Genomic DNA, 21,114 nt, shown 5'->3' on the forward strand with positions numbered 1-21,114 from the left:
TGCGTTCTGGCTGATGTCCGTTATCAGCCATTTCGCATAATCAACTTGTCATGGCTTGGCCGCCTGCCGCTCGTGGAACTCGAAACGGGCGCCGTCCTTCGGATCGAACGCCCCCGGCTCGACGTCGAGCCGCATCACGTTCGCCCCGGGCTCCGTCACCAGGGGCCAGGCCGGCAAGGCCTTGCCGTTGGGGTTGCCCGTGCGGATGAAATTGGCGAAATAAGCCTGCATGGCCTCGGCGGTCTGGCGGTCGCCGCTCTGCCACAGGTAGACCTTGTTGCCGTCCAGGTTACCCAGTGCATATTCGATTTCGGCCGAATGGGTCGCGCCCCGACCGGCCGGCTTGCCGTCCATCGAAGCCGGCCGGGGACGCGTGAAGTAATACCGGTACGTGGGCGCGACCTTGGCCTGCAAATCGATCCATTTCCACGTGCCGTGGACGATCCAGCGGTCGCTGGCCAGGTCGCGCGCGGCGTCCTCGACGTCGTAGGCATAGGCCTTGGCGGCGTCCGGCGCACGGTCGCCATACAGTTTCTGCAGGGCGGCGTCGAAGTTCTCGCGCGTGGGGGCCTGTTCGCCCAGGATCGCGCGGCCGTCCTGTTCCTGCGAATTCCAGCCGGCCAGCAGCGGCACGGGTGCCTGCTCGCCGCGCCCGTAGGTGTCCAGGGGCTGTCCGGGGAGCGCGACGCCGTCGGCGACGATGCCGAACCACGGCGTGCCCGGTTTGGCGCCGGCCTGCAGCAGCTCTTCGGCCGGCGCCTTGCGCAGGGCCGCCAGGGACTCGTGGCCGGCCGCCTTGCCAAACGCAGTGCCCTGCTGTTCGGCCTCCGCCAGCGTCGGCACGGGGCGGCCCAGCACCGAGCCGCTTTCGCCGATGGCGCGGGCGAACAGGCCTCGCGCGGCCGGCATGGCCATCAAGGCGCTGACGGAAAACGAGCCGGCCGATTCGCCGGCGATCGTCACCTGGGCCGGGTCGCCGCCGAACTTGCCGATGTTGTCGTGTACCCAGCGCAGCGCCGCCATCTGGTCCATCAGGCCGTAGTTACCGGACGCCTTCGATGGCGACGCGGCGCTCAGTTCCGGGTGGGACAGGAAGCCGAACACCCCCAGGCGGTAGTTGGCGGTGACGACGACGATATCGCGCCGGGCCATCGCGCCCCCGTCGTAGCGGGGTTCAGAGCCGTCGCCGGCGGCCAGGCCGCCGCCGTGGAAGTAGACCAGCACGGGCCGTTTCTTGTCCATGCCGACGCGCGGCGTCCAGACGTTCAGGTACAGGCAGTCCTCGCTGACGCCAGGGGAACGGAATACCATGTCGGAAAACAGGGGCAGCTGCATGCAGCGGTTGCCGAAGTTCCTGCCCGAGCGCACGCGCGGCCACTGTGCGACCGGCTGGGGCGGCTGCCAGCGCAGCGCGCCGACGGGCGGCGCCGCAAACGGGATGCCCCGAAAGGCCCGGTGGCCCTGCTCGAACGTGCCGCTGACGGCGCCGCCGTCGACCTTCACCACGGGCGGCGGCGCCAACGCGGCCGCACTGCCGCAGGCAAACCATGCGGCCACGGGCAGCCAGGCCAGTCTTGTCTTCACCATTATTTCTCCATTTCCGTTCAAAGCCGCGGATTCTTGCCGAACTCCTGGATCAGCCGCGCCAGCAGATACAGGCGCGGCGCGATGCTGTCCACTTCCGCATATTCGTCGGCCGTGTGGATGCCGCCGCCGACGATGCCCAGGCCGTCGATGGTGGGCACGCCGGCCGCGAACACGAGGCTCGAATCGGCGGCGCCGCCGGAGCTTTCCAGGGTCAGCTTGCGGCCCAGTTCCCCGTAGATATTCGATGCCTTGCGGGCCAGCGCGTCCGTGACGGGGCTGGGCGGCATCGGCGGGAAGCTGCGTTTCAAGGCGATGTCCACCTTCGCATCCGGCACCAGCTGTTTTGCCGCGATGCGCCGCATGTCCCGTTCGACCCGGTCGAATTCCTCGGACTGCATCACGCGCACGTCGGCCTGCGCGCTGGCGCCGTCGGGAATCACGTTGCTGCGCTCACCGCCCTTGGCGACGGTCCAGTTGACGGTGGTCTGCTTCGCGTCGTCGCCCAGGTTCGACAGCTGCACCACCTGGTGCGACGCCTCCAGCACCGCATTGATGCCCTGCATCGGCGCCACGCCCGCGTGCGAGGCCTTGCCCGTGACCTTCAGTTCGATGTCGCCGCTGCCCTTGCGCGATACCACCAGGCCGTCGGCCGGGCGGCCCGGCTCCAGGTTGAAGACGACGTCGTGTGCTTTCGACAGCCGCTCGATCAGCTCGCGCGTGCCGTGCGAGCCCGTTTCCTCGTTGGTGTTGAGCAGCACCGTGATGCGCTTGAAGTCCTCGAAGCCGGCCTCGCGCAGCAGCGCCACGGCGTGGATGCCGATGGCGATGCCGCCCTTGTCGTCCATGATGCCGGGCCCGTAGGCGCGCTTGCCGTCGATGCGGAACGGATGGGCCCTGGCCGTGCCGTCGCCGAACACGGTGTCCATGTGCGCTACCAGCAGGATACGGCCCTTGCCGCGGCCATCCAGGGTGGCGACGACATTGCTGCCCAGGGCCGGCGTGGCCGGGAAGGTCTCGATGCGAAAGCCCAGCTTGGCCAGTTCCTTCGATGCGACGGCACCAACGGCATCGAGCCCAGGCCCGCTGAAGGTGCCGGAATCGATATTGACCAGCTGCTCCAGCAGCGCCAGCGCCGCCGGCTGGTGCTGCTCGGCCCGGGCCAGCAAGGCCTTGTCCGGCGCCGCCATCGCGGTGCCCAAACCGAAGATTGCCGCTGCCGCTATCGCCAGTGCCTTGTGCATGGTGCCTCCGCTGAGTTCGATGAGACGATGAGATGACACGATGATAGCGTAATCAAAGCACAACGTGGTCCAGCTTGCGCCGCGGTAGCCCTTCGTCGTAGAATTTGCCGTTCTGCGGCCCCATCCGCGTGCAATCGGGCACGAGTGCCCCGACATCTTGGACAACATTCCCTTATGGGTGCAACTGACTGCACTCGCCTGCCTTATTCTTCTGTCGGCCTTTTTCGCGATGGCCGAAACCGCCCTGATGGCCGCCAACCGCTTCCGCCTGCGCCACGAGGCCAAGCGGGGCAGCCGCCGCGCCATCGCCACCTTGTGGTTGCTGGAACGCACCGAGCCCCTGCTGTCGCTGGTGTTGATCGCCAACACCCTGCTCAACGCCATGGCGATCGCCCTCGTGACGGCGATCGCCATCAACAGCTTCGGGCTGGAAGAGCATGTGATCCTCGTATCCACCGGTGGCGTCGTGTTCATGCTGATCGTGCTGGCCGAGATTTCGCCGAAGATCATCGGCGCCCGTTATGCGGACCAGATCGTGCTGCCGGCCAGCATCGTGCTGCGTCCCCTGCTGCGGGCGACCCGCCCCGTCATCTGGTTCGTCAACCTGTTCGTGGCGACCCTGCTGCGCCTGTTCCGCATCAAGCCGGCGCCGGACCCGCACGAAGCCGGGCTGTCGCCGGACGAGCTGCGTTCCGTGCTGCTGGAAAGCGGCAACTTCATTCCGCAGAAGCACAAGAGCATCCTGCTGAACCTGTTCGACCTGGACACCATTTCCGTCGAGGACGTGATGACGCCCCGGGCCAAGATGGAGGCGCTGAACCTGGCCGTACCGGTGGCCGACATCAAGCAGCAGCTGACGACGTGCTACCACAACAAGCTGCCCGTGTATGACGGCGAAATCAACCAGATTCTCGGCATCCTGCACGTGCGCAAGGCCGTCGGCCTGCTCAACGAGGAGGGCGAACTGACGGCCGAACACTTCCGCGCCCTGCTGTCCGAGCCCTACTTCATTCCCCAGGAAACGGGCGTGTTCGCCCAGCTGCAGAACTTCCAGGAGAACCGCGAGCGCCTGGCCATCATCGTCGACGAGTATGGCGAGGTGCAGGGCCTGGTGACGCTGGACGACATCATCGAGGAGATGATCGGCGAATTCACCACGTCGACGCCGAGCGCGGCGCGGGCCGACAGTTTCGGCTGGGACGGCAAGGCCGAATGCCTGCTGGAAGGCACGACGGCACTGCGCGACGTCAACAAGCGCCTGGGATTACACTTCCCCACGGATGGCCCGAAGACCCTGAACGGCCTGCTGCTGGAATGGCTGCAGGACATACCCGATGCACCGATCAGCGTACGTATTGGCAATTGCATCATAGAGGTTGTTCAGGTGCAAAATCAGTCCATCAAAGTCGTCAAATTACGACAGCATTGAGCGGAACAACGCTTTACAAAAATGATGCCTGAGGGCATCATCCGTTGATCCACGCGTGCCGTCGCACGCGTTTCTTCGTTCAACGTCGTTTCGCCGGTCTCCTTTATGGCTGCAGTCCAACCCACCGCGACAGGTGCTCCCATGTCGGGTCTGGCGCGTGCATTGATGCAGGCGGGTCGGCTCACGCCCCCGCAGGCCGATGCCCTGCAGAAAAAAGCGCTGCTGGAAAAGCTGCCCTTCATCGACGTGCTGCTGGCCAGCGGCGGTATCGACTCGCGCGAACTGGCCCTGTTCTGCGCCGAGACCTTCGCCTATCCGATGATGGACCTGCAGGCCTTCTCCATTGCCGCCCTGCCCACCAAGATCATCGACGCGAAACTGATGCAGAGCCAGCGAGTCGTGGCGCTGGCCCGGCGCGGCAACAAGATGTCGGTGGCGATCTCGGACCCCACCAACACGCAGGCGCTGGACCAGATCAAGTTCCAGACCGAGTCGTCGGTGGAACCGGTCATCGTGCCGCACGATACCCTGGTGCGCCTGCTGCAGGAACTGGCCAAGAACAGCGAACAGCTGATGGGCGAGCTGGCCGGCGAGGAAGGCGAGATCCAGTTCGCCGAGGAGCAGGAAGCGGCGGCCAGCCCGGAAGCACCGGCCACCGATGTGGAGGACGCGCCCATCGTGCGCTTCCTGAACAAGATGCTGATGGACGCCGTCAACATGGGCGCCTCGGACCTGCACTTCGAGCCGTTCGAGAAGTTCTACCGCATCCGCTTTCGCGTCGACGGCGTGCTGGTCGAGCACGCGCAGCCGCCGATCGCCATCAAGGACAAGCTGGTCTCGCGCATCAAGGTGCTGGCCAAGCTGGATATCTCGGAAAAACGCGTGCCCCAGGACGGGCGCATGCGTCTGATCATCTCGCCCACCAAGACCATCGACCTGCGTATCTCGACCCTGCCGACCCTGTTCGGCGAGAAGACCGTGATGCGTATCCTCGACGCGACCCAGGCCCAGATGGGCATCGAGGCCCTCGGTTACGACCCGGACCAGAAGGCCCTGCTGCTCGATGCGATCGCCCGTCCCTACGGCATGGTGCTGGTGACGGGGCCGACGGGTTCGGGCAAGACCGTGTCGCTGTACACCTGCCTGAACATCCTGAACAAGCCGGGCATCAATATCTCGACGGCGGAAGACCCGGCCGAGATCAACCTGCCCGGGGTGAACCAGGTCAATGTCAACGACAAGGCCGGCCTGACCTTCCCCGTCGCCCTGAAATCGTTCCTGCGCCAGGACCCGGACATCATCATGGTGGGCGAGATCCGCGACCTGGAGACGGCCGATATCGCCATCAAGGCAGCGCAGACGGGCCACATGGTGTTCTCCACCCTGCACACGAACGACGCGCCATCGACCCTGACGCGGCTGATGAACATGGGCGTGGCGCCGTTCAATATCGCCTCGTCCGTCATCCTGATCACGGCCCAGCGTCTGGCGCGGCGGCTGTGCAGCTGCAAGAAGCCGATCGAGATATCGAACGACCTGCTGCGCCGGGCCGGCTTCAAGGAGCATGAGCTGGACGGCAGCTGGAAGCCCTACGGGCCGGCGGGCTGCGAACGGTGCAACGGCACCGGCTACAAGGGCCGCGTCGGCATCTACCAGATCATGCCCATCTCGCCCGCCATCGAGGCGCTGATCCTGGCGCACGGAAACGCGATGCAGATCGCCGCCCAGTCCGAAAGCGAGGGCGTGCGCTCGCTGCGCCAGTCCGGCCTGGTGAAGGTCAAGGGCGGGCTCACCAGCCTGGAAGAAGTACTGGGCTGTACCAACGAATAGGCAGAAAGAGGAACACGACATGGCACGAAGCGGCAATGGGGTCAAGGAGTCCGTCTTCGCCTGGGAAGGCAAGGACAAGACGGGCAAGACGGTGCGCGGCGAACTGCGCGCCGGCGGCGAGGCCGTCGTCAACGTGACCTTGCGGCGCCAGGGCATCATGGTGACGAAGGTGAAGAAGAAGGTCTACCGCTCCGGCAAGAAGGTGACGGACAAGGACATCACCCTGTTCACGCGCCAGCTGGCGACGATGATGAAGGCCGGCGTGCCGCTGCTGCAGTCCTTCGACATCGTCGGCAAGGGCCACGCCAATCCCTCCGTGTCGAAGCTGATCATGGACCTGCGCGCCGATATCGAAACGGGCACGAGCCTGAACCAGGCCTTCCGCAAGTTCCCCCTGTACTTCGACCCGCTGTTCTGCAACCTGGTGGGCGCGGGCGAACAGGCCGGCATCCTGGAAGACCTGCTGACACGGCTGGCGATCTACAAGGAAAAGACCATGGCCATGAAGGCCAAGATCAAATCCGCCCTGACCTATCCCGTGGCCATCCTGGCCGTGGCCTTCATCGTCACGGCCGTCATCATGATCTGGGTGGTACCGGCCTTCAAGGAAGTATTCACCAGCTTCGGCGCCGACCTGCCGGCACCGACCCTGTTCGTGATGGCGATGTCGGAGTTCTTCGTCGGCTACTGGTACATCATCTTCGGCGGCCTGTTCGCCAGCCTGTACTTCTTCTTCCAGGCCTGGCGCCGGTCGCTGGCAATGCAGCAGGCCATGGACCGCCTGCTGCTGCGCCTTCCCGTGTTCGGCGACGTGATCCGCAAGGCCACCGTGGCGCGCTGGACCCGTACCCTGTCGACCATGTTCGCCGCCGGCGTGCCGCTGGTGGAAGCGCTCGACTCCGTCGGCGGCGCGGCCGGCAATGCCGTCTACCTGGAAGCGACGCGCAAGATCCAGAACGAGGTATCGACCGGCACCAGCCTGACGGTGGCGATGCAGAACGCCGAAGTCTTCCCGAACATGGTGACGCAGATGGTGTCGATCGGCGAGGAATCGGGCGCGCTGGACGGCATGCTGGCCAAGGTGGCCGACTTCTACGAGGACGAAGTGGACGAAGCCGTGGCTTCGCTGTCGAGCCTGATGGAGCCGGCCATCATGGTCATCCTGGGCGTGCTGATCGGCGGCCTGGTGGTGGCCATGTACCTGCCCATCTTCAAGCTGGGTTCGGTGGTGTAAGCCGGGTCGTGCCGGACACCGGCGCGACCTTCACCCACAGCACCGCCACGGCCGCGCACAACATCAGCACGCCGGCCAGCCGGATCACGTTTTCCGGATTCCCGCCCAATCCCGCGTGGTAGTACAGCGGCAGCGTGAAGATCTGGATGATCATGGGGATCACGATGAACATATTGAAGATCCCCATGTACACACCGGTGCGCTCGGGCGGAATGCAGCCGGCCAGCATCACGTAGGGATTGCCCATCATGCTGGCCCACGCGAGGCCGATGCCGACCATCGGCAGGAACAGCAGCGCCGGCGTATCGATCATCGGAATGCACAGCATGCTCACGCCGGCCACCGCCACGCAGGCGCTGTGCATGCGCTTGGCGCCATAGCGCCGCGTGAACGGCACCAGCGCGAACGCGGCGATGAAGGCGACGAAGTTGTAGAACGCCCCCACCTGCCCGTTCAGCAGGCCCGCATCGCGAAAACCCTGGCTGGTCGGGTCCGTGGTGCCGTACAGCGTGTGCGCCAGGGCCAGCATGATGTACTGCCAATAGCAGAACATGGCATACCACTGGAACAGCTTGACGAGGGCGAGCCGGCGCATCGTCTCCGGCATTTCGCGCACGGCCGTCACGATATCGGCCAGCACGGCGCGTACGCCCGGCCGCTGCCCGCGCAGGTGCGCCAGCTGCGCCGCGTCGAGCGGTGCCTCGGGCGTCGTGCGGATCGACCACACCACGCTCGTAATCGACATGACGGCGCCGATCAGGAACGCCGCCACCACCACCTGGGGAATGTGGCTGCCGTTGGTGGCGTCCTTGTCCATCCCGCAGAGCACCAGCAGGGACGGCGTCAGGTAAGCCAGCGTCTGGCCCAGGCCCGTGAACGCGCTCTGCGTCAGGAAGCCCAGCGAATGCTGGGCCGGCGGCAGCTTGTCGGTGACGAAGGCACGATACGGTTCCATCGTCACGTTATTGGCGGCGTCGAGTATCCACAGCAGGCTGGCCGCCATCCACAGCGTCGGACTGAACGGCATCGCGAGCAGGCCCAGGCTGCACAGGATGGCGCCGATGAGGAAATACGGCGTGCGCCGCCCCCAGCGGGTGACGGTGCGGTCGCTCATCGCCCCCACGATGGGCTGCACCAGCAGCCCCGTGACCGGTCCGGCAAGCCACAGCAGCGGCAACGTGGCTTCGTCCGCCCCCAGGTACTTGTAGATGGGGCTCATGCTGCTCTGCTGCAGGCCAAAGCTGAACTGGATGCCGAAAAAGCCCACGTTCATGTTGACGATCTGGCGGAAGGACAGTGGTGTCGTCATTAAGGTCTCCGTCAGTCGATCGGCCATGGGCGCCGGCCCGGGTGGGCAGCCACGGCGTGGCACCGAAGGCGGCCAGTGCTTCGCCACGGATGGTCATTGGGGGTGTGATGTCTCATGATGTTCTTTGTACTTGTAAGGGTTGCCTGGCGCTAGCGGTGGAGCCAGCGCATGTCCCACGGCGCCAGCTCGACTTCGCCAGCATAGCCGGGCCAGGTACCGGCGCCCAGTGCCGGCAGTGCGACGGTCAAGGACCGGTCGGAGAAGTTGAACAGGGCCAGGAAGCGTTCGCCGCGTGCCAGGGCCAGCAAGGCCGGATCGTGCGTCGGCAGCAGCGTTCGCGGCACATCGGCGGCCAGCGAGGGGCAGCGGCGGCGTTGTTCGACGAGCGCACGCAGCGCCGTGAATACCCGGCCGGTCCAGGCATCCGGATCGTCGCGCTGGGCCAGGACTGCCTCGTCGAACACGGGGCGCTGCACCCACCGTGTGTCGTGCGCCCGTTGCGGGTCTTCACGGTAGCCATGGTCGTTGCCCATCCCCAGCTCGTCGCCCATGTACAGCACGGGCATGCCGCCGAAGGCGAACGCCACGCCGTGTACCAGCAACAGCCGACGCAGGGCCAGCTCGCGGGCCAGCGGCCCTGCCGCCGTTTCGTAGCCGGCCAGCGCGGCAGCCATGCCGTTCGTTGCGTGCACGGCGGCGGCGGCGCCGGACTGGAACGGCACGCCTGCCGCGAAGCTGCCGCCGGCGCCGTTGAAGAAGCGCGCGATGGCTGCCAGGCGCTCCGTGTCGCCGCCGGCTTCGGCCGCCAGGATCTTCCAGCCGATATCGTCGTGGCAGCGGACATACGTCAACCAGCTCGCGCCCGGTGGTGGCGTGGGCGTGCCCGCGACGACGTCGCGCAGCAGGCCGGCATCCTGCTCGGCCAGCGCGGCCCAGCTGGCGGCCATCAAGGTGCTGTGGTAGGCGAAATGGCATTCGGGCACGCCCGGCTCGCCCAGGTATGCGGGCAGGTCGCGCGTGGGGACGATGGCCTCCGCCTTCAACAGCACGGCCGGTGCCGCGATGGCGGCGATGGCGCGCAATGCCTGCAGCAGCGCATGGGCTTCCGGCTGGTTCATGCTGGCGGTACCTTCGCGCTTCCACAGGAAAGCGGTGGAGTCCAGGCGGAACACTTCGACGCCCCGGTTGGCCAGTTGCAGCAGCGCGGCGGCAATCTCGCCCAGCACATGCGGATTGGCGTAATTCAGGTCCCACTGGAAAGGGTAGAACGTGGTCCACACCCACCCCTGCAGCGCGGGCACGAAGGTGAAATTGCCGGGCGCCGCTTCCGGAAATACCTGGCCCAGGCCGCGCTCGTGGCGATCCGGCATGGTGCGGTCAGGGAATACGTGGAAGAACTCGCGCAGCCGCGGGTCGCCCGCCATGGCACCGCGTGCCCAGGCGTGATCGTCGGCCACGTGGTTCAGAACGAAGTCCGCGCACAGGCTGATGTCCGCTGCGCGCAACTGCGCGCACAGGGTCTCCAGGTCGTCCATCGTTCCCAGCGCCGGGTCGATCTCGCTGAAACTGGCCACGGCGAAGCCGCCATCGTTCTCGCCCTCGCGGGCACGCAGGAACGGCAGCAGGTGCAGGTAGTTCACGCCCAGCGTGCGCAGGTGTTCGATGCGCCGCCCGACGCCGGCCAGGGTGCCGCCGAAGCGCGCCGCATAGGCGCTGTAGCCCAGCATCTGCTGGTGCAGGAACCAGCGGGAATCGCCGGACCGGCGCGCATCCAGCGCCAGCAGGTCGGCCGGACGCGCGGCCAGCAGGCCCCCGATGGTGCGCAGCAGCTCACCATACCAGGCGTGGAAATCGGGACGCTCGCCATACAGCGCGGCCAGGCGGCTGTACAGCAGCGGGCCGTGTTCGGCGTAGCGGCGCGCCGCGTCGGTCCGCAGCGCAGGGGGCAGCGCCGCCAGCAGCGGCTCGGGAGAAGGAAAATCGGTCATCGTGAACCAGGAGAGTAAAGACAGCAGAGTAAAAACAGGTGAAAAAATGCCGGCGCCGTCTCCGGCACCGGCCAAAGGCCCGACTCAGAAGGCGTACTTGACGGTGACCTTGATCGAGCGGCCGCTGATGGAGCGGGCGGCGTGGCCGTCGCCTTCCACTTCCGTGTAGCCGGTCTCGTTGAACAGATTATTGGCCGACAGCGCCACCAGGATGCGCTCCGTGACGTTGTAGTTGACGAAGGCGCTGACCGTGCGATAGGCCGGCATCACGATCGTGTGCTGGTCGTCCGCCCATGACTTGCCCGTGCCGACCAGGCTGGCGCCCGCCATGGCCTTCCCGAACGTGTAGGTGGAAGCGAGCTGGTACACGGCGCGGGCCTGGCGCCGCGGCGTATTGCCGATGACGGCTTCGCCGCCGGGCGCGGTGGCGCTGATGCGTGCATCCGTCAGGGTCAGGCCGCCATTGACCTGGAATGCGCCGCTGCGCCAGGCGGTTTCGAGCTCGACGCCTTTCGCATCGTAGCTGTTGGCGGTACTGGTCTGCGTCGTGACCTCGTAATTGCTTTCGCGCGTCTTCGCGTGGAACAGCGTGACGAAAGCGCTCAGCCCGCCACTGCGCCATTTGACGCCGCCTTCCAGCTGGCGCACGGTGTTGATGCTGACGGGCGTGCTGCCGTCGAGGGGCGCGCCGAACAGGATACGGTCCGCGTTGAACGCGATCCCTTCGCTGGCGCGGCCAAACACCGCCAGCGCGCTCGAGACGCGGTAGTTGGCACCTGCCGAGTACGAGTTATGGCTCAGGTCATAGTCGACCCGCTGCACGGTGGCCGGGTCATAGCGGGTGGCCCCGGTGGCGATGTTGGCGCTGCCGTCGACGCTCTGGCGGTCGTGCCGCACGCTGGCATCCAGGTTCAGCGCGCCGACCTCGTAGCCCAGGTTGACGTACGGCGCGCGATACTTGTATCGCATGTCGACGGCACGCGAGCAGCAGCCACCGAAGGCCGGACCGACCAGGCCGGGCGTGCTGCTTGCCGTGCGCAGCAGGGCCGGTTCGTCGCCGCTGGCCTGCATCAGGTATTCGTTGAAGTTCCACGTCAGTCCCAGGTCCTGGTTTGCCAGGTACAGGCCAGCGGTGCCGGTCAGGCGCGCACCGTCGGCAAGCCGGAAAGTACGGGCCAGCTTGGTGTCGCTGACGATCGAACCGGCATCGTCGATCGACGTGTTGAAGACCACTGCCGCGAAGGCCCGTCCGGAATAAGCCTGGCCGCTGCGTGGACCGGTGGCGAACACGAAGTTGCCGTCCGCGCCGTTGTTGCCGGCGAAGACACCGATGAAACGGCCGCTGTTATTGGACTTGCGCAGCCGCTCGGAGACCGTCCAGCCGTCGCCCAGTTCGAACTGGGCTTCCAGACCGAATGCGTTGCTGCGCACACGCATGCCATCGTTGACGTCGTGCGCCACCTGCCGGTTATCCTTGTCGAGCGAGATGTCCGGCACCCAGTTCGGCGAATAGAAGCTGACGGTGCGGGGATCGATGCCGTCGACCGTCGAGATGTGTCCATTCTGGACGCGCACGGGCACGGGCAGCGCCGTGGGCGTGCGGTCGTCCAGGTGCTTGAACGACAGGCGCACGTAGCCATTGTCGAATTCGCGCGTGATGTTGGCGCGCAGCTGGCCACCCTTCTCGCTCGTGACACCCGTCTTGCGCACGCCTTCGCCGTTGCGATAGAAACCACCGACAAAGAAGCGCGTTCTCGGCGCCACCGTGCCGCCATAGTCGGCATCGATGCGCGTGGAATCGTAGTCCAGGCCTTGCGTCAGGCCGACGCTGCCGCCTTCCTGCTCGCCCGTCTTGCCGATGAAGTTGATGATGCCGCCGGGGGCATTCGTCGCCAGCGTGGACGCCGAGCCGCCCCGTACCACTTCCAGGTGCGACAGGCCGCCATCGATGCGAACGTAGGCGTCGGGCGTGACGAAATTGAAGTCGCCCGACTGCAGCAGGGGCAGGCCATCTTCCTGCATCTGCACATAACGCGAGCCGCCTGCGGAAATGGGCACGCCGCGCACGGTCATGTTGGCGTTGCTCTCGCCGCCGGACGACTCGGAACGCACGCCGGGCACGGAGCGCAGCACGTCCGCGGCGCTGGTGGGTACTGCCTGGGCGATGGTGTCCGCCTCCAGCGTGCTGACCGAGACACTGGATTTCATTTTCGACGTGCCGCCGGCCGTGCCGGTAACGACCACGCGGTTCAACTGCAGGCCGTCGTCGGCAGGCGCGCCCTGCGCTGGCGCTTCCTGCGCAAACGCGCCACTCATTTGCAGCAGGGCGAGCGATACCGCCGCCCCCATGCGGGTGCAAGGGAAAGTCATGTCTCCTCCGATTGTTTTATTGAATACCTTGTTGGCGCGTCGATTATCACGACTTTCCGAAATTAATGCAATCGATTGCATTGTGACGTTTACGCTACAACTGAGGCAATATTCGTACGACAGTCAGCGAACATGCAATCGATTACATCTTGGTGCCGCGGGTAACGAGGAAGGCGGGAATCAGGCCGGGGCGGCGCGCTCTTCGCCGGCGCTGGCCCGTACGATCAGCTGCGTCGGCAGCTCCACCGAAGCGGCCGGGGTGCCGTCGATCAGCGCCAGCAGCGCGGCGACGAGTGCGCGCCCGGCCGCGCCGATGGGCTGGCGGATGGTGGTGAGGCGGGGATGGAAGTATGCCGACTGGTCGATGTCGTCATACCCCACGACTGCTACGTCATCCGGCACGCGCTTGCCGTGCGCGCGCAGGCTGTCGATGGCCGTCATCGCCAGCAGGTCGCTGCATGCGAACACGGCGTCATAGGAAATGGCCCGTGCCTCCAGGGTTTCAACCGCCGCGCTGCCGCCAATGGGCAGGAAGGGCGTCGATACCTGCAGGCGCGGATCGACGGCGATGCCGTGCTTCTCCAGGGCCGCGCAATAGCCCCGGTAGCGCTGGGCCGGTTCCGGCAGCTCGATGTCACCGAAGAAGGCAATGCGGCGCCGCCCCTGTTCCAGCAGGTGCTGCGTGGCCAGCATGCCGCCGCTGACGTTGTCGCTGCCAACGCAGCAGTACAGCTGCTGCGGCAGTTGGGCACCCCATACCACGATGGGCACCTTGCGCGCCGCCAGCTCATTGAGCTGCTGGTGCCGGCCCCACTGGCCGACCAGGATGATGCCGACGACACGGCCCGAATCGAACGGGGCTGCCGCGGCGGCGCCCAGTTCGTCCGTGGCGATACGCGAGAACAGCATGTCGAAGCCCTGTTCCGTGAGGGCGTCGGCCAGGCTGCCCAGCATCGCGAGCAGGAACGGGTCCGTCAGGTTCTGGTGGATCTTGCGGTCGAACGGAATCAGCACGCTGATCGTACGATTCTGCTTCAGGCGCAGGTTCTGCGCGCCGATGTTGATCGAGTACTTCAGCGACGCGGCCAGTTCGAGGATGCGGCGCCGGGTTTCTTCGCTGACGAGGGGACTGTGATTCAAGGCGCGCGACACGGTCGCCGTCGACACGCCGGCCAGCCGCGCGATGTCCGCCATTTGCACGCGCCGTTGCGCCGCGTCGTTGTCCGAGCCATCCTGTCGCGCTTTCGCCATACTGTTCTTCCGCCATGACCCACAAAGAGAGCGCCGATTGTATGCCACCGGGCCTGCGGGCGGAAGCACGGCGCCGCGGCGGTGGTGTAAGCTTCGCTCTCATCCGGGTACCATCCGACGAAACGACAACCATGCTCCAAGACCTCTACCTCTTCGCCCCGCCCAACACCCTCCCCGCCGCCATCCTCGCCGGTATCTTCGGCCTGCTGGTGGGCAGCTTCCTCAATGTCGTCATCTACCGCATTCCGGAAATGATGAAGCGCGAGTCGGATAACTATGTGGCCGCCGAATCGGGCCAGCCGCTGCCGCACACGGCGCGCTTCGACCTGGTGCTGCCCCGCTCGGCCTGCCCCCACTGCGGCCACCACATCACCGCATTGGAAAACATACCCGTCATCAGCTGGCTGGCGCTGCGCGGCAAGTGCAGCCAGTGCAAGGCGAAGATCTCGGCCCGCTACCCCGTCGTGGAAGCCTTCACGGGCCTGCTGTCGGCATTGCTGGTCTGGCAGTTCGGCAGTGGCCTGATGGGCCTGGCCACCCTGCTGTTCGCCTTCCTGCTGATCGCGCTGACCTTTATCGACGCCGATACCCAGCTGCTGCCGGACGACCTGACCTATCCGCTGCTGTGGGCCGGCCTGCTGGTCAACATCAACGGCACCTTCGTGCCGCTTGCCGATGCCGTCATCGGCGCGGCCGCCGGCTACCTGGTGCTGTGGACCGTCTACTGGCTGTTCAAGCTGGCCACTGGCAAGGAAGGCATGGGCTACGGCGACTTCAAGCTGCTGGCCGCGCTGGGCGCGTGGCTGGGCTGGACCATGCTGCCGACCATTATCCTGCTGTCCTCCATCGTCGGCGCGCTGGTGGGCATCGGCCTGATCGTGTTCGCCAGGCGGGGGCGCGGCAACCCGATCCCGTTCGGGCCTTACCTGGCGGCCGCCGGCATGATCGCGCTGCTGTTCGGCGGCCCCATCGCCGGCTTCACCACCACCTTGCTGGGCGGCGCATGAGCGGCCGTCCCCGCTTCACCGTCGGCCTGACGGGCGGCATCGGCAGCGGCAAGAGCGTCGTGGCGCGCCTGTTCGCCGAACGGGGCGTCGACATCGTCGACACCGACCAGATCGCCCGCAACCTGACGGTGGCCGGCGGCGCCGCGATGCCGGCCGTGCTGGCCGCGTTCGGTCCGCGTTTCGCCGACGCGGCCGGCGCGCTGGACCGGAGCAGGATGCGCGCGCTGGTGTTTTCCGACCCGGCCGCCAAGGCCCGGCTGGAAGCCATCCTGCACCCGATGATCCGCGATGCCGTCTATGCCGCCAGCCTGCTGGGCACAGCGCCCTACGTCATCTTCGACATTCCCCTGCTGGTCGAGTCGGGCACGTGGCGCGACCGGCTGGACCGTGTGCTCGTGGTCGATTGCCCGGAGGATGTACAACTGGCCCGCGTCATGGCCCGCAACGGCCTGCCGGCAGAGCAGGTCCAGGCCATCATGGCGGCCCAGGTGCCGCGCCAGGTCCGCCTGGCGGCGGCCGACGACGTCATCGACAACGGCGGCGACCTGGCCCGGCTTGCACCGCAGGTCGACCGTTTGCATGCCCTTTACGGCGAAATGGCCGCCGCGGCCGCGAGAAACAATTAACAACGTTTGTATTTTTGCTTCTCATGGTTCAGAATCACGAGAATTCTTTCAGGGTTCTCGGGAAAGCTGAACTGGGCTTCCTTGCCTGTCCGTTGTGCCGCATGCTGCGTCGCTGGTGCCGTTTCCGAGTTCCCCGCCGTTTTCGAGTTCGGCCCCACCGGTCCACCAACAGAGGGATTCACTTTGATCGTCTATGAATATCCTTTCAACGAGCGCATACGCACGTTGTTGCGGCTGGAAGACCTGTACGAAAAATTCAAGTTCTTTGTGCACCACGAGCACCCGATGCAACACCACGTGGCGCTGTCCACCATCTTCGACATGCTCGAGGTGGCCGGCCGCGCCGACCTGAAGTCCGACCTGCTGCAGGAACTGGAGCGCCAGCGCCAGACCCTGCTGGGCTACCGCTCGAATCCGAACGTGCAGACGGACATGCTGGACGCCGTGCTGAACGAGGTCGACGGCGTATCCGCCGCGCTGATCGCCAGCCAGGGCAAGACGGGCCAGAACGTGCGCGACAACGAGTGGCTGATGAGCATCCGGGGCCGCACCATCATCCCCGGCGGCGCCTGCGACTTCGACCTGCCGTCCTACTATGCGTGGCAGCAGCGTCCGGCCGAGCAGCGCTTCGGCGACATCATGACGTGGTTCGCACCCCTGTCGCCCCTGTTCGAGGCGCTGGCCCTCGTGCTGCGCCTGCTGCGCGATTCCGGCGCGCCGAAGAAAATGATCGCCAACACGGGCAGCTACCAGCAGATGCTGCAAGGTAAGGTCTACCAGATGCTGCGGCTGACGGTGGACGACACGCTCGGCGCCATCCCGGAAATCTCGGCCAACAAGTACATGCTGTGGGTGCGTTTCACCACCCAGGGCGGCGACCTGAAACCGAAGCCGCTGGAAGCGGACGTGCCGTTCGAGCTGACCCTGTGCGCCTTTTGACCTGCCCGCCTTTTAATCCTGTCTCTTATCAGTTGAATCATGCCTACCGTCGTTGACTGTCCTACCTGCGGCAAGAAAGTGGAGTGGACGGAGAAAAACAAGTTCCGCCCCTTCTGTTCCGAACGTTGCAAGCAAATCGACCTGGGCGCCTGGGCCGAGGAGAAATACGCCATTCCCGGCGCCGCCCCTGCCGACCCGCTCGACCCGCTGGACGACGAGCCGAAATAGCGCAAGCGCCCTGACTTCCAATCCGGATGCGGCTGCGTGTCAGCGGTGTATCCACTCCAGCAGCGGGATGGTGGCCGGCAGCAGCGGTTCGACGCTGACCACGCCCTGCCAGGCAAAAGCCTGGTTTTCCAGGCTTTGCGGTTCGCCGCGCCACTCGCGGCTGATGAAGAAATGCAGGCGCACGTGGGCGTGTTCGTACACGTGCTCGACGCCGCACCACTCGTCGGCCGACAGCACTTCGATGCCCAGTTCCTCCATGAACTCGCGCTTCAGCGCCTCCAGGATGGTTTCGCCCGGATCGACTTTGCCTCCGGGGAATTCCCAGTAGCCCGCATAGGGCTTGCCGGCCGGGCGCTGGCCCAGCAGCACGTCGCCGTTCGGCTTCATCAGGATGCCGACGGCGACATCCACGGGCCGCGCCGGTGCGCTTGCCTGCGCGCCGCTCATGGCAGCTTGCCGGCGTAGTCGCGGGCGAACTGCCAGGCCACGCGGCCGGAACGCGAGCCCCGTTGCAGCGCCCAGCGCAGCGCGTCGCCACGGGCGTCCGTGATCTGTTCCGGCGTGCAGCCGAACGACGCCAGCCAGTGCGCCACGATGTCCAGGTAGTCGTCCTGCTTGAACGGGTAGAACGACAGCCACAGGCCGAAGCGCTCGGACAGCGAGATTTTCTCCTCCACCGTCTCGCCCGGGTGCAGGTCGCCGTCCTCGTCGTGGCGGTAGCTGGCATTGTCCGACATGCGCTCGGGCATCAGGTGGCGGCGGTTCGACGTGGCGTAGATCAGCACGTTGTCCGACTGCGCCGTGATGGACCCGTCCAGCGCCACCTTCAGCGCCTTGTAGCCGCTCTCGCCTTCCTCGAACGACAAATCGTCGCAGAACACGACGAACTTCTCCGGCCGTCCGGCCACCAGATCGATGATGTCCGGCAGGTCGGCCAGATCGGCCTTGTCCACTTCGATCAGGCGCAGGCCCTGGGCGGCGAAGCGGTTCAGGCAGGCCTTGATCAGCGAGGACTTGCCCGTGCCGCGTGCGCCCGTCAACAGCACATTGTTGGCCGGCCGGCCCGTGACGAACTGCAAGGTGTTCTGCTCGATCTGGGCCTTCTGGCTGCCCACATTGTGCAGGTCGTCCAGCGCGATGCGCGAGGCATGCGCCACCGGCTGCAGCCAGCCCGTGCTGCCTGCCACGCCGTGCCGCTTGCGCCAGCGGAAGGCCGTCGCGGCATCCCAGTGCGGCGCCGCCACCGCCGGCGGCAGCAGCGCTTCGACCCGGGCGAGCACCCGCTCGGCGCGGGCCAGGAACATTTCCAGCGACGCCATCAGGAGCGGTAGTCGGCGTTGATCGACACGTAGTCGTGCGACAGGTCGCAGGTGTAGACGACGGCGGCGGCGCTGCCGCGCGCCAGCTTGACGCGCACCGTGATCTCGCTCTGCTTCATGACGCGCTGGCCGTCTTCTTCCTTGTAGTCGGGATTGCGTCCGCCTGCCTTCGCCACCCACACGTCGTCCAGCCACATGTCGATCTTCGACACGTCCAGCTCCACGCCGGCGTAGCCGATCGCGGCCAGGATGCGGCCCAGGTTCGGGTCGGAGGCGAAGAAGGCCGTCTTGACCAGCGGCGAGTGGCCGATCGAGTAGGCGATCTTGCGGCACTCTTCCACCGATTCGCCCTCTTCCACACGGATGGTGATGAACTTGGTGGCGCCTTCGCCGTCGCGGATGATGGCCTGGGCCAGGAACACGGACAGTTCCGTCACGGCGGCGGCCAGCTCGCGGTATTCGGCCGAGTCGACCGAGTTCACTTCCAGGGTGCCGGCGCCGGTGGCGATCAGCATGAACGAATCGTTGGTGGACGTGTCGCCATCGATGGTGATGCAGTTGAACGACTGGTCGGCCGCTTCCTTGACGAGCTGCTCCAGCACGGGCTGGGCCACTTTCGCGTCGAAGGCCAGATAGCCCAGCATCGTCGCCATGTTCGGCTTGATCATGCCGGCGCCCTTGCTGATGCCCGTCAGGGTAACGGTGTGGCCGGCGATCGTCACGGTGCGCGAGCCTGCCTTCGGCTGCGTGTCGGTGGTCATGATGGCTTCGGCCGCGTTGAACCAGTTGTCCGCCTGCAGGTTCTGCACGGCGGCAGGCAGGCCTGCCTTGATCTTCTCGACGGGCAGCGGCTCCAGGATGACGCCGGTGGAGAACGGCAGGATCTGCTGGGCGTCCAGCCCCAGCTCGCTTGCCAGCGCCGCGCAGGTGGCGCGGGCATTGGCCAGGCCGCTCTCGCCCGTGCCCGCGTTCGCGTTACCCGTGTTGATCAGCAGCGCCCGCACCGGCTTGCCGCCGGCCTTGGCCGCCGCCAGGTTTTCCTTCGAGATCTGCACCGGCGCCGCGCAGAAGCGGTTCAGGGTGAAGACGCCCGCCACGGTGGCGCCCTCGGCCAGCCGCATCACCAGCACGTCCTTGCGGTTCGGCTTCTTGATACCGGCCTGGGCATAGCCGATTTCGATACCGGCGACGGGCTTCAGGTCGGCGGCGACAGGAATGGGAGAGTTGACGGCCATGGTGTTATTCATTTGATCTGGTTAATCGAAGCGCTATTGTAATCGCTGTGGAAAGCAGGCGGCATTCGGCGGCAAGGGCCGTCGGCGCGATGCCATTGTGGCCAGTAAAGACGAGGCAACTGTGTCGAAGTGCTCACATTTTTACAGCGAATAGTTCACAAAATGCGACAGAACATTTTCGAGGAGACAAGTTTGCGTGCGATTCGATTGATGCCGCTCAGCAACCAACTTATTGTAGAGCTTCGATGCCACACGGAAACTCCCTGCAGGCATCACTCGACAAAAGGAACCCGTCCGCATGAAACACACTCTGTTAGCCGCATCGATTCTGACCGCGCTGGGCCTGGCCCCCGTGCAAGCTGCCACCTTGGGCAATGACAAACTGACCATCAGCGGCTTCGGCACCTTGGCTGCTGCCCGCAGCGACACCGAGGATGCCCGCTTTACCCGTTCCAACCAGCGTGAAGGTACCGCCGGCACGACGACATTCGGCCTGGATTCGAACCTGGGCCTGCAGGCCACCTATACGCTCAGCGACAGACTGTCAGCCACCACCCAGATCCTGTCGCGCAAGTCGACGGGCGAGAGCTTCACGACCGAACTGGGCTGGGCCTTCATCAAGTACAAGCTGAGCGACGAAATCGCCGTGCGTGCAGGCCGCGTGGTCACGCCGGTCTTCCTGATTTCCGATTACCAGAACGTCGGCTATGCCAACACGATGATGCGTCCGCCGGTCGAGATGTACGGCCAGGTGAACCTGGAAAACATCGATGGCGCGGACGTCAGCTGGCAGCACAGCTTCGGCGACACCAATGTGACTGCCCAGGCTGCCGTCGGCGTCGGCCGTGGCAAATCGTATTTGGCAAGCAACCACTCCGAAGGGCATTTCCAGGCGCCGACCGGTGCCGTGTCGATCAGCGCCGAGCATGGCCCGGTAACGCTGCGGCTGGGCTACACCCAGGCGGACTTCAAGCTGGGCGATGCCGCCACCCTCAATTCGTTGACGAAGACGCTGCGCGCGGTCGGCTTCCCCCAGCTGGCCGACGATGTGTCGCTGACCGAGGGCAAGCGCATGTCGTTCACCTCGTTCGGCGTGCTGGCTGACTGGAACAACATCCTCGTGCAGGCCGAATACGGCATGCGCCGCGGCAAGGAGCCCGTCTACCTGACCGAGAGTAACGCGTGGTACACGCTGGTCGGCTACCGCTTCGGCAAGGTGCTGCCTTACTACACCCATGCCAAGTTCGACGGCAAGGGATCGAACATTGTCGTGCCGGCCGGTCTGGCACGCATTCCCGCGCTGAACGCCGCGTTGCAGGGTGCTGTCGCCCGCAGTTCGCAGTCGACCGACACGGTCGGCGTGCGCTGGGACTTCGCCCGGTCGGCTGCGCTGAAAGTGCAGGTCGACCGCGTCAAGCCAGGCGCCAAGAGCGGCTTCCTGATCGACGTGACACCAGCCGGTGTGGGCAAGAACGTTACCGTCGTCGCTGCCGGCGTAGACTTTGTCTTCTAAGGAATTTC

17 protein-coding genes are annotated in these 21,114 nt (G+C 65.8%); 8 read left to right on the top strand and 9 right to left on the bottom strand.

Translation table 11 applies throughout. The features are described 5' to 3' along the window. Positions 1-48 precede the first annotated feature (48 nt). Positions 49-1,587, bottom strand: a complete 1,539-nt coding sequence (locus GM672_RS02035; protein ID WP_155468865.1) for a carboxylesterase/lipase family protein — start codon at positions 1,585-1,587, stop codon at positions 49-51. Between the two features lie 17 nt (positions 1,588-1,604). Further along, positions 1,605-2,828 (bottom strand): glutamate carboxypeptidase, encoded by a 1,224-nt coding sequence (locus GM672_RS02040; protein WP_155468866.1) that lies wholly within the window; start codon positions 2,826-2,828, stop codon positions 1,605-1,607. Positions 2,829-2,985: 157 nt separating this feature from the next. Between GM672_RS02040 and GM672_RS02045 the strand changes: the two genes are divergently transcribed. The 3 genes from GM672_RS02045 (at position 2,986) to GM672_RS02055 (ending at position 7,321) form a co-directional block, all read left to right on the top strand. Further along, the gene (locus GM672_RS02045) at positions 2,986-4,257 is read left to right on the top strand and encodes an HlyC/CorC family transporter (protein WP_155468867.1); all 1,272 of its coding nucleotides are present in this window, start codon (positions 2,986-2,988) and stop codon (positions 4,255-4,257) included. Positions 4,258-4,398: 141 nt separating this feature from the next. Continuing rightward, positions 4,399-6,087, top strand: a complete 1,689-nt coding sequence (gene pilB / locus GM672_RS02050; protein ID WP_229417509.1) for a type IV-A pilus assembly ATPase PilB — start codon at positions 4,399-4,401, stop codon at positions 6,085-6,087. Between the two features lie 19 nt (positions 6,088-6,106). Further along, positions 6,107-7,321, top strand: coding sequence for a type II secretion system F family protein (locus GM672_RS02055; protein ID WP_155468869.1), 1,215 nt, complete (start codon positions 6,107-6,109; stop codon positions 7,319-7,321). Here the strand turns inward: GM672_RS02055 and GM672_RS02060 are convergent. From GM672_RS02060 to GM672_RS02075, 4 genes are all read right to left on the bottom strand, one after another. Further along, positions 7,299-8,630, bottom strand: a complete 1,332-nt coding sequence (locus tag GM672_RS02060) for an MFS transporter (protein WP_188915896.1) — start codon at positions 8,628-8,630, stop codon at positions 7,299-7,301. The two genes, GM672_RS02055 and GM672_RS02060, sit on opposite strands and share 23 nt — an antisense overlap. Positions 8,631-8,779: 149 nt before the next feature. After that, a complete protein-coding gene (locus GM672_RS02065) occupies positions 8,780-10,618 on the bottom strand; it encodes an alpha-amylase family glycosyl hydrolase (RefSeq protein WP_155468870.1) in 1,839 nt (612 codons plus the stop codon). 84 nt (positions 10,619-10,702) lie between these two features. Beyond that, positions 10,703-12,988 (bottom strand): TonB-dependent receptor domain-containing protein, encoded by a 2,286-nt coding sequence (locus GM672_RS02070; protein WP_155468871.1) that lies wholly within the window; start codon positions 12,986-12,988, stop codon positions 10,703-10,705. 180 nt (positions 12,989-13,168) lie between these two features. After that, positions 13,169-14,239: a LacI family DNA-binding transcriptional regulator gene (locus GM672_RS02075; RefSeq protein ID WP_155468872.1), complete on the bottom strand. Its 1,071-nt coding sequence runs from the start codon at positions 14,237-14,239 to the stop codon at positions 13,169-13,171. 131 nt (positions 14,240-14,370) lie between these two features. On the opposite strand from GM672_RS02075, the gene GM672_RS02080 reads away from it, so the two are divergent. The 4 genes from GM672_RS02080 to yacG all read left to right on the top strand — a co-directional run bounded on the left by GM672_RS02080 (position 14,371) and on the right by yacG (position 17,039). Continuing rightward, the gene (locus GM672_RS02080) at positions 14,371-15,246 is read left to right on the top strand and encodes a prepilin peptidase (protein ID WP_155468873.1); all 876 of its coding nucleotides are present in this window, start codon (positions 14,371-14,373) and stop codon (positions 15,244-15,246) included. After that, on the top strand, positions 15,243-15,872 hold the full coding sequence (gene coaE, locus GM672_RS02085) for a dephospho-CoA kinase (protein WP_155468874.1): 630 nt from the start codon (positions 15,243-15,245) through the stop codon (positions 15,870-15,872). Before GM672_RS02080 ends, coaE begins: the two co-directional genes overlap by 4 nt. Positions 15,873-16,055: 183 nt before the next feature. Continuing rightward, the gene (gene zapD, locus GM672_RS02090) at positions 16,056-16,811 is read left to right on the top strand and encodes a cell division protein ZapD (RefSeq protein WP_155468875.1); all 756 of its coding nucleotides are present in this window, start codon (positions 16,056-16,058) and stop codon (positions 16,809-16,811) included. A 39-nt stretch (positions 16,812-16,850) separates the two neighbouring features. Then, positions 16,851-17,039: a DNA gyrase inhibitor YacG gene (gene yacG, locus GM672_RS02095; protein WP_155468876.1), complete on the top strand. Its 189-nt coding sequence runs from the start codon at positions 16,851-16,853 to the stop codon at positions 17,037-17,039. A 39-nt stretch (positions 17,040-17,078) separates the two neighbouring features. Here yacG and GM672_RS02100 read toward each other — a convergent pair whose 3' ends face one another. Genes GM672_RS02100 through argJ form a run of 3 tightly spaced genes read right to left on the bottom strand, consistent with a single transcriptional unit; the run spans position 17,079 to position 19,593 of the window. Further along, positions 17,079-17,486, bottom strand: a complete 408-nt coding sequence (locus tag GM672_RS02100) for an NUDIX domain-containing protein (RefSeq protein WP_155468877.1) — start codon at positions 17,484-17,486, stop codon at positions 17,079-17,081. Next, positions 17,483-18,358 carry an ATP-binding protein gene (locus tag GM672_RS02105; protein WP_155468878.1) on the bottom strand — a complete coding sequence of 292 codons (876 nt, stop codon included), beginning with the start codon at positions 18,356-18,358 and terminating at the stop codon, positions 17,483-17,485. The genes GM672_RS02100 and GM672_RS02105 overlap by 4 nt, the downstream gene beginning before the upstream one ends. After that, a complete protein-coding gene (gene argJ / locus GM672_RS02110; protein ID WP_155468934.1) occupies positions 18,358-19,593 on the bottom strand; it encodes a bifunctional glutamate N-acetyltransferase/amino-acid acetyltransferase ArgJ in 1,236 nt (411 codons plus the stop codon). The genes GM672_RS02105 and argJ overlap by 1 nt, the downstream gene beginning before the upstream one ends. Before the next feature lie 298 nt (positions 19,594-19,891). On the opposite strand from argJ, the gene GM672_RS02115 reads away from it, so the two are divergent. Next, a complete protein-coding gene (locus tag GM672_RS02115; protein ID WP_155468879.1) occupies positions 19,892-21,106 on the top strand; it encodes a porin in 1,215 nt (404 codons plus the stop codon). Positions 21,107-21,114 lie beyond the last annotated feature (8 nt).

Origin of the sequence: Pseudoduganella buxea, assembly GCF_009720835.1 — a bacterium.
Lineage (GTDB): Bacteria > Pseudomonadota > Gammaproteobacteria > Burkholderiales > Burkholderiaceae_D > Rugamonas > Rugamonas buxea.

Excerpts from the sequence above, each read along its gene's own strand:
- argJ (WP_155468934.1), bottom strand. The coding sequence starts at position 19,593 with ATGGCCGTCAACTCTCCCATTCCTGTCGCCGCCGACCTGAAGCCCGTC.
- GM672_RS02100 (WP_155468877.1), bottom strand. The coding sequence starts at position 17,486 with ATGAGCGGCGCGCAGGCAAGCGCACCGGCGCGGCCCGTGGATGTCGCC.
- GM672_RS02070 (WP_155468871.1), bottom strand. The coding sequence starts at position 12,988 with ATGACTTTCCCTTGCACCCGCATGGGGGCGGCGGTATCGCTCGCCCTG.
- GM672_RS02055 (WP_155468869.1), top strand. The coding sequence starts at position 6,107 with ATGGCACGAAGCGGCAATGGGGTCAAGGAGTCCGTCTTCGCCTGGGAA.
- GM672_RS02080 (WP_155468873.1), top strand. The coding sequence starts at position 14,371 with ATGCTCCAAGACCTCTACCTCTTCGCCCCGCCCAACACCCTCCCCGCC.
- GM672_RS02060 (WP_188915896.1), bottom strand. The coding sequence starts at position 8,630 with ATGACGACACCACTGTCCTTCCGCCAGATCGTCAACATGAACGTGGGC.
- GM672_RS02075 (WP_155468872.1), bottom strand. The coding sequence starts at position 14,239 with ATGGCGAAAGCGCGACAGGATGGCTCGGACAACGACGCGGCGCAACGG.
- GM672_RS02065 (WP_155468870.1), bottom strand. The coding sequence starts at position 10,618 with ATGACCGATTTTCCTTCTCCCGAGCCGCTGCTGGCGGCGCTGCCCCCT.
- GM672_RS02115 (WP_155468879.1), top strand. The coding sequence starts at position 19,892 with ATGAAACACACTCTGTTAGCCGCATCGATTCTGACCGCGCTGGGCCTG.
- yacG (WP_155468876.1), top strand. The coding sequence starts at position 16,851 with ATGCCTACCGTCGTTGACTGTCCTACCTGCGGCAAGAAAGTGGAGTGG.
- GM672_RS02035 (WP_155468865.1), bottom strand. The coding sequence starts at position 1,587 with ATGGTGAAGACAAGACTGGCCTGGCTGCCCGTGGCCGCATGGTTTGCC.
- GM672_RS02105 (WP_155468878.1), bottom strand. The coding sequence starts at position 18,358 with ATGGCGTCGCTGGAAATGTTCCTGGCCCGCGCCGAGCGGGTGCTCGCC.
- coaE (WP_155468874.1), top strand. The coding sequence starts at position 15,243 with ATGAGCGGCCGTCCCCGCTTCACCGTCGGCCTGACGGGCGGCATCGGC.
- pilB (WP_229417509.1), top strand. The coding sequence starts at position 4,399 with ATGTCGGGTCTGGCGCGTGCATTGATGCAGGCGGGTCGGCTCACGCCC.
- GM672_RS02040 (WP_155468866.1), bottom strand. The coding sequence starts at position 2,828 with ATGCACAAGGCACTGGCGATAGCGGCAGCGGCAATCTTCGGTTTGGGC.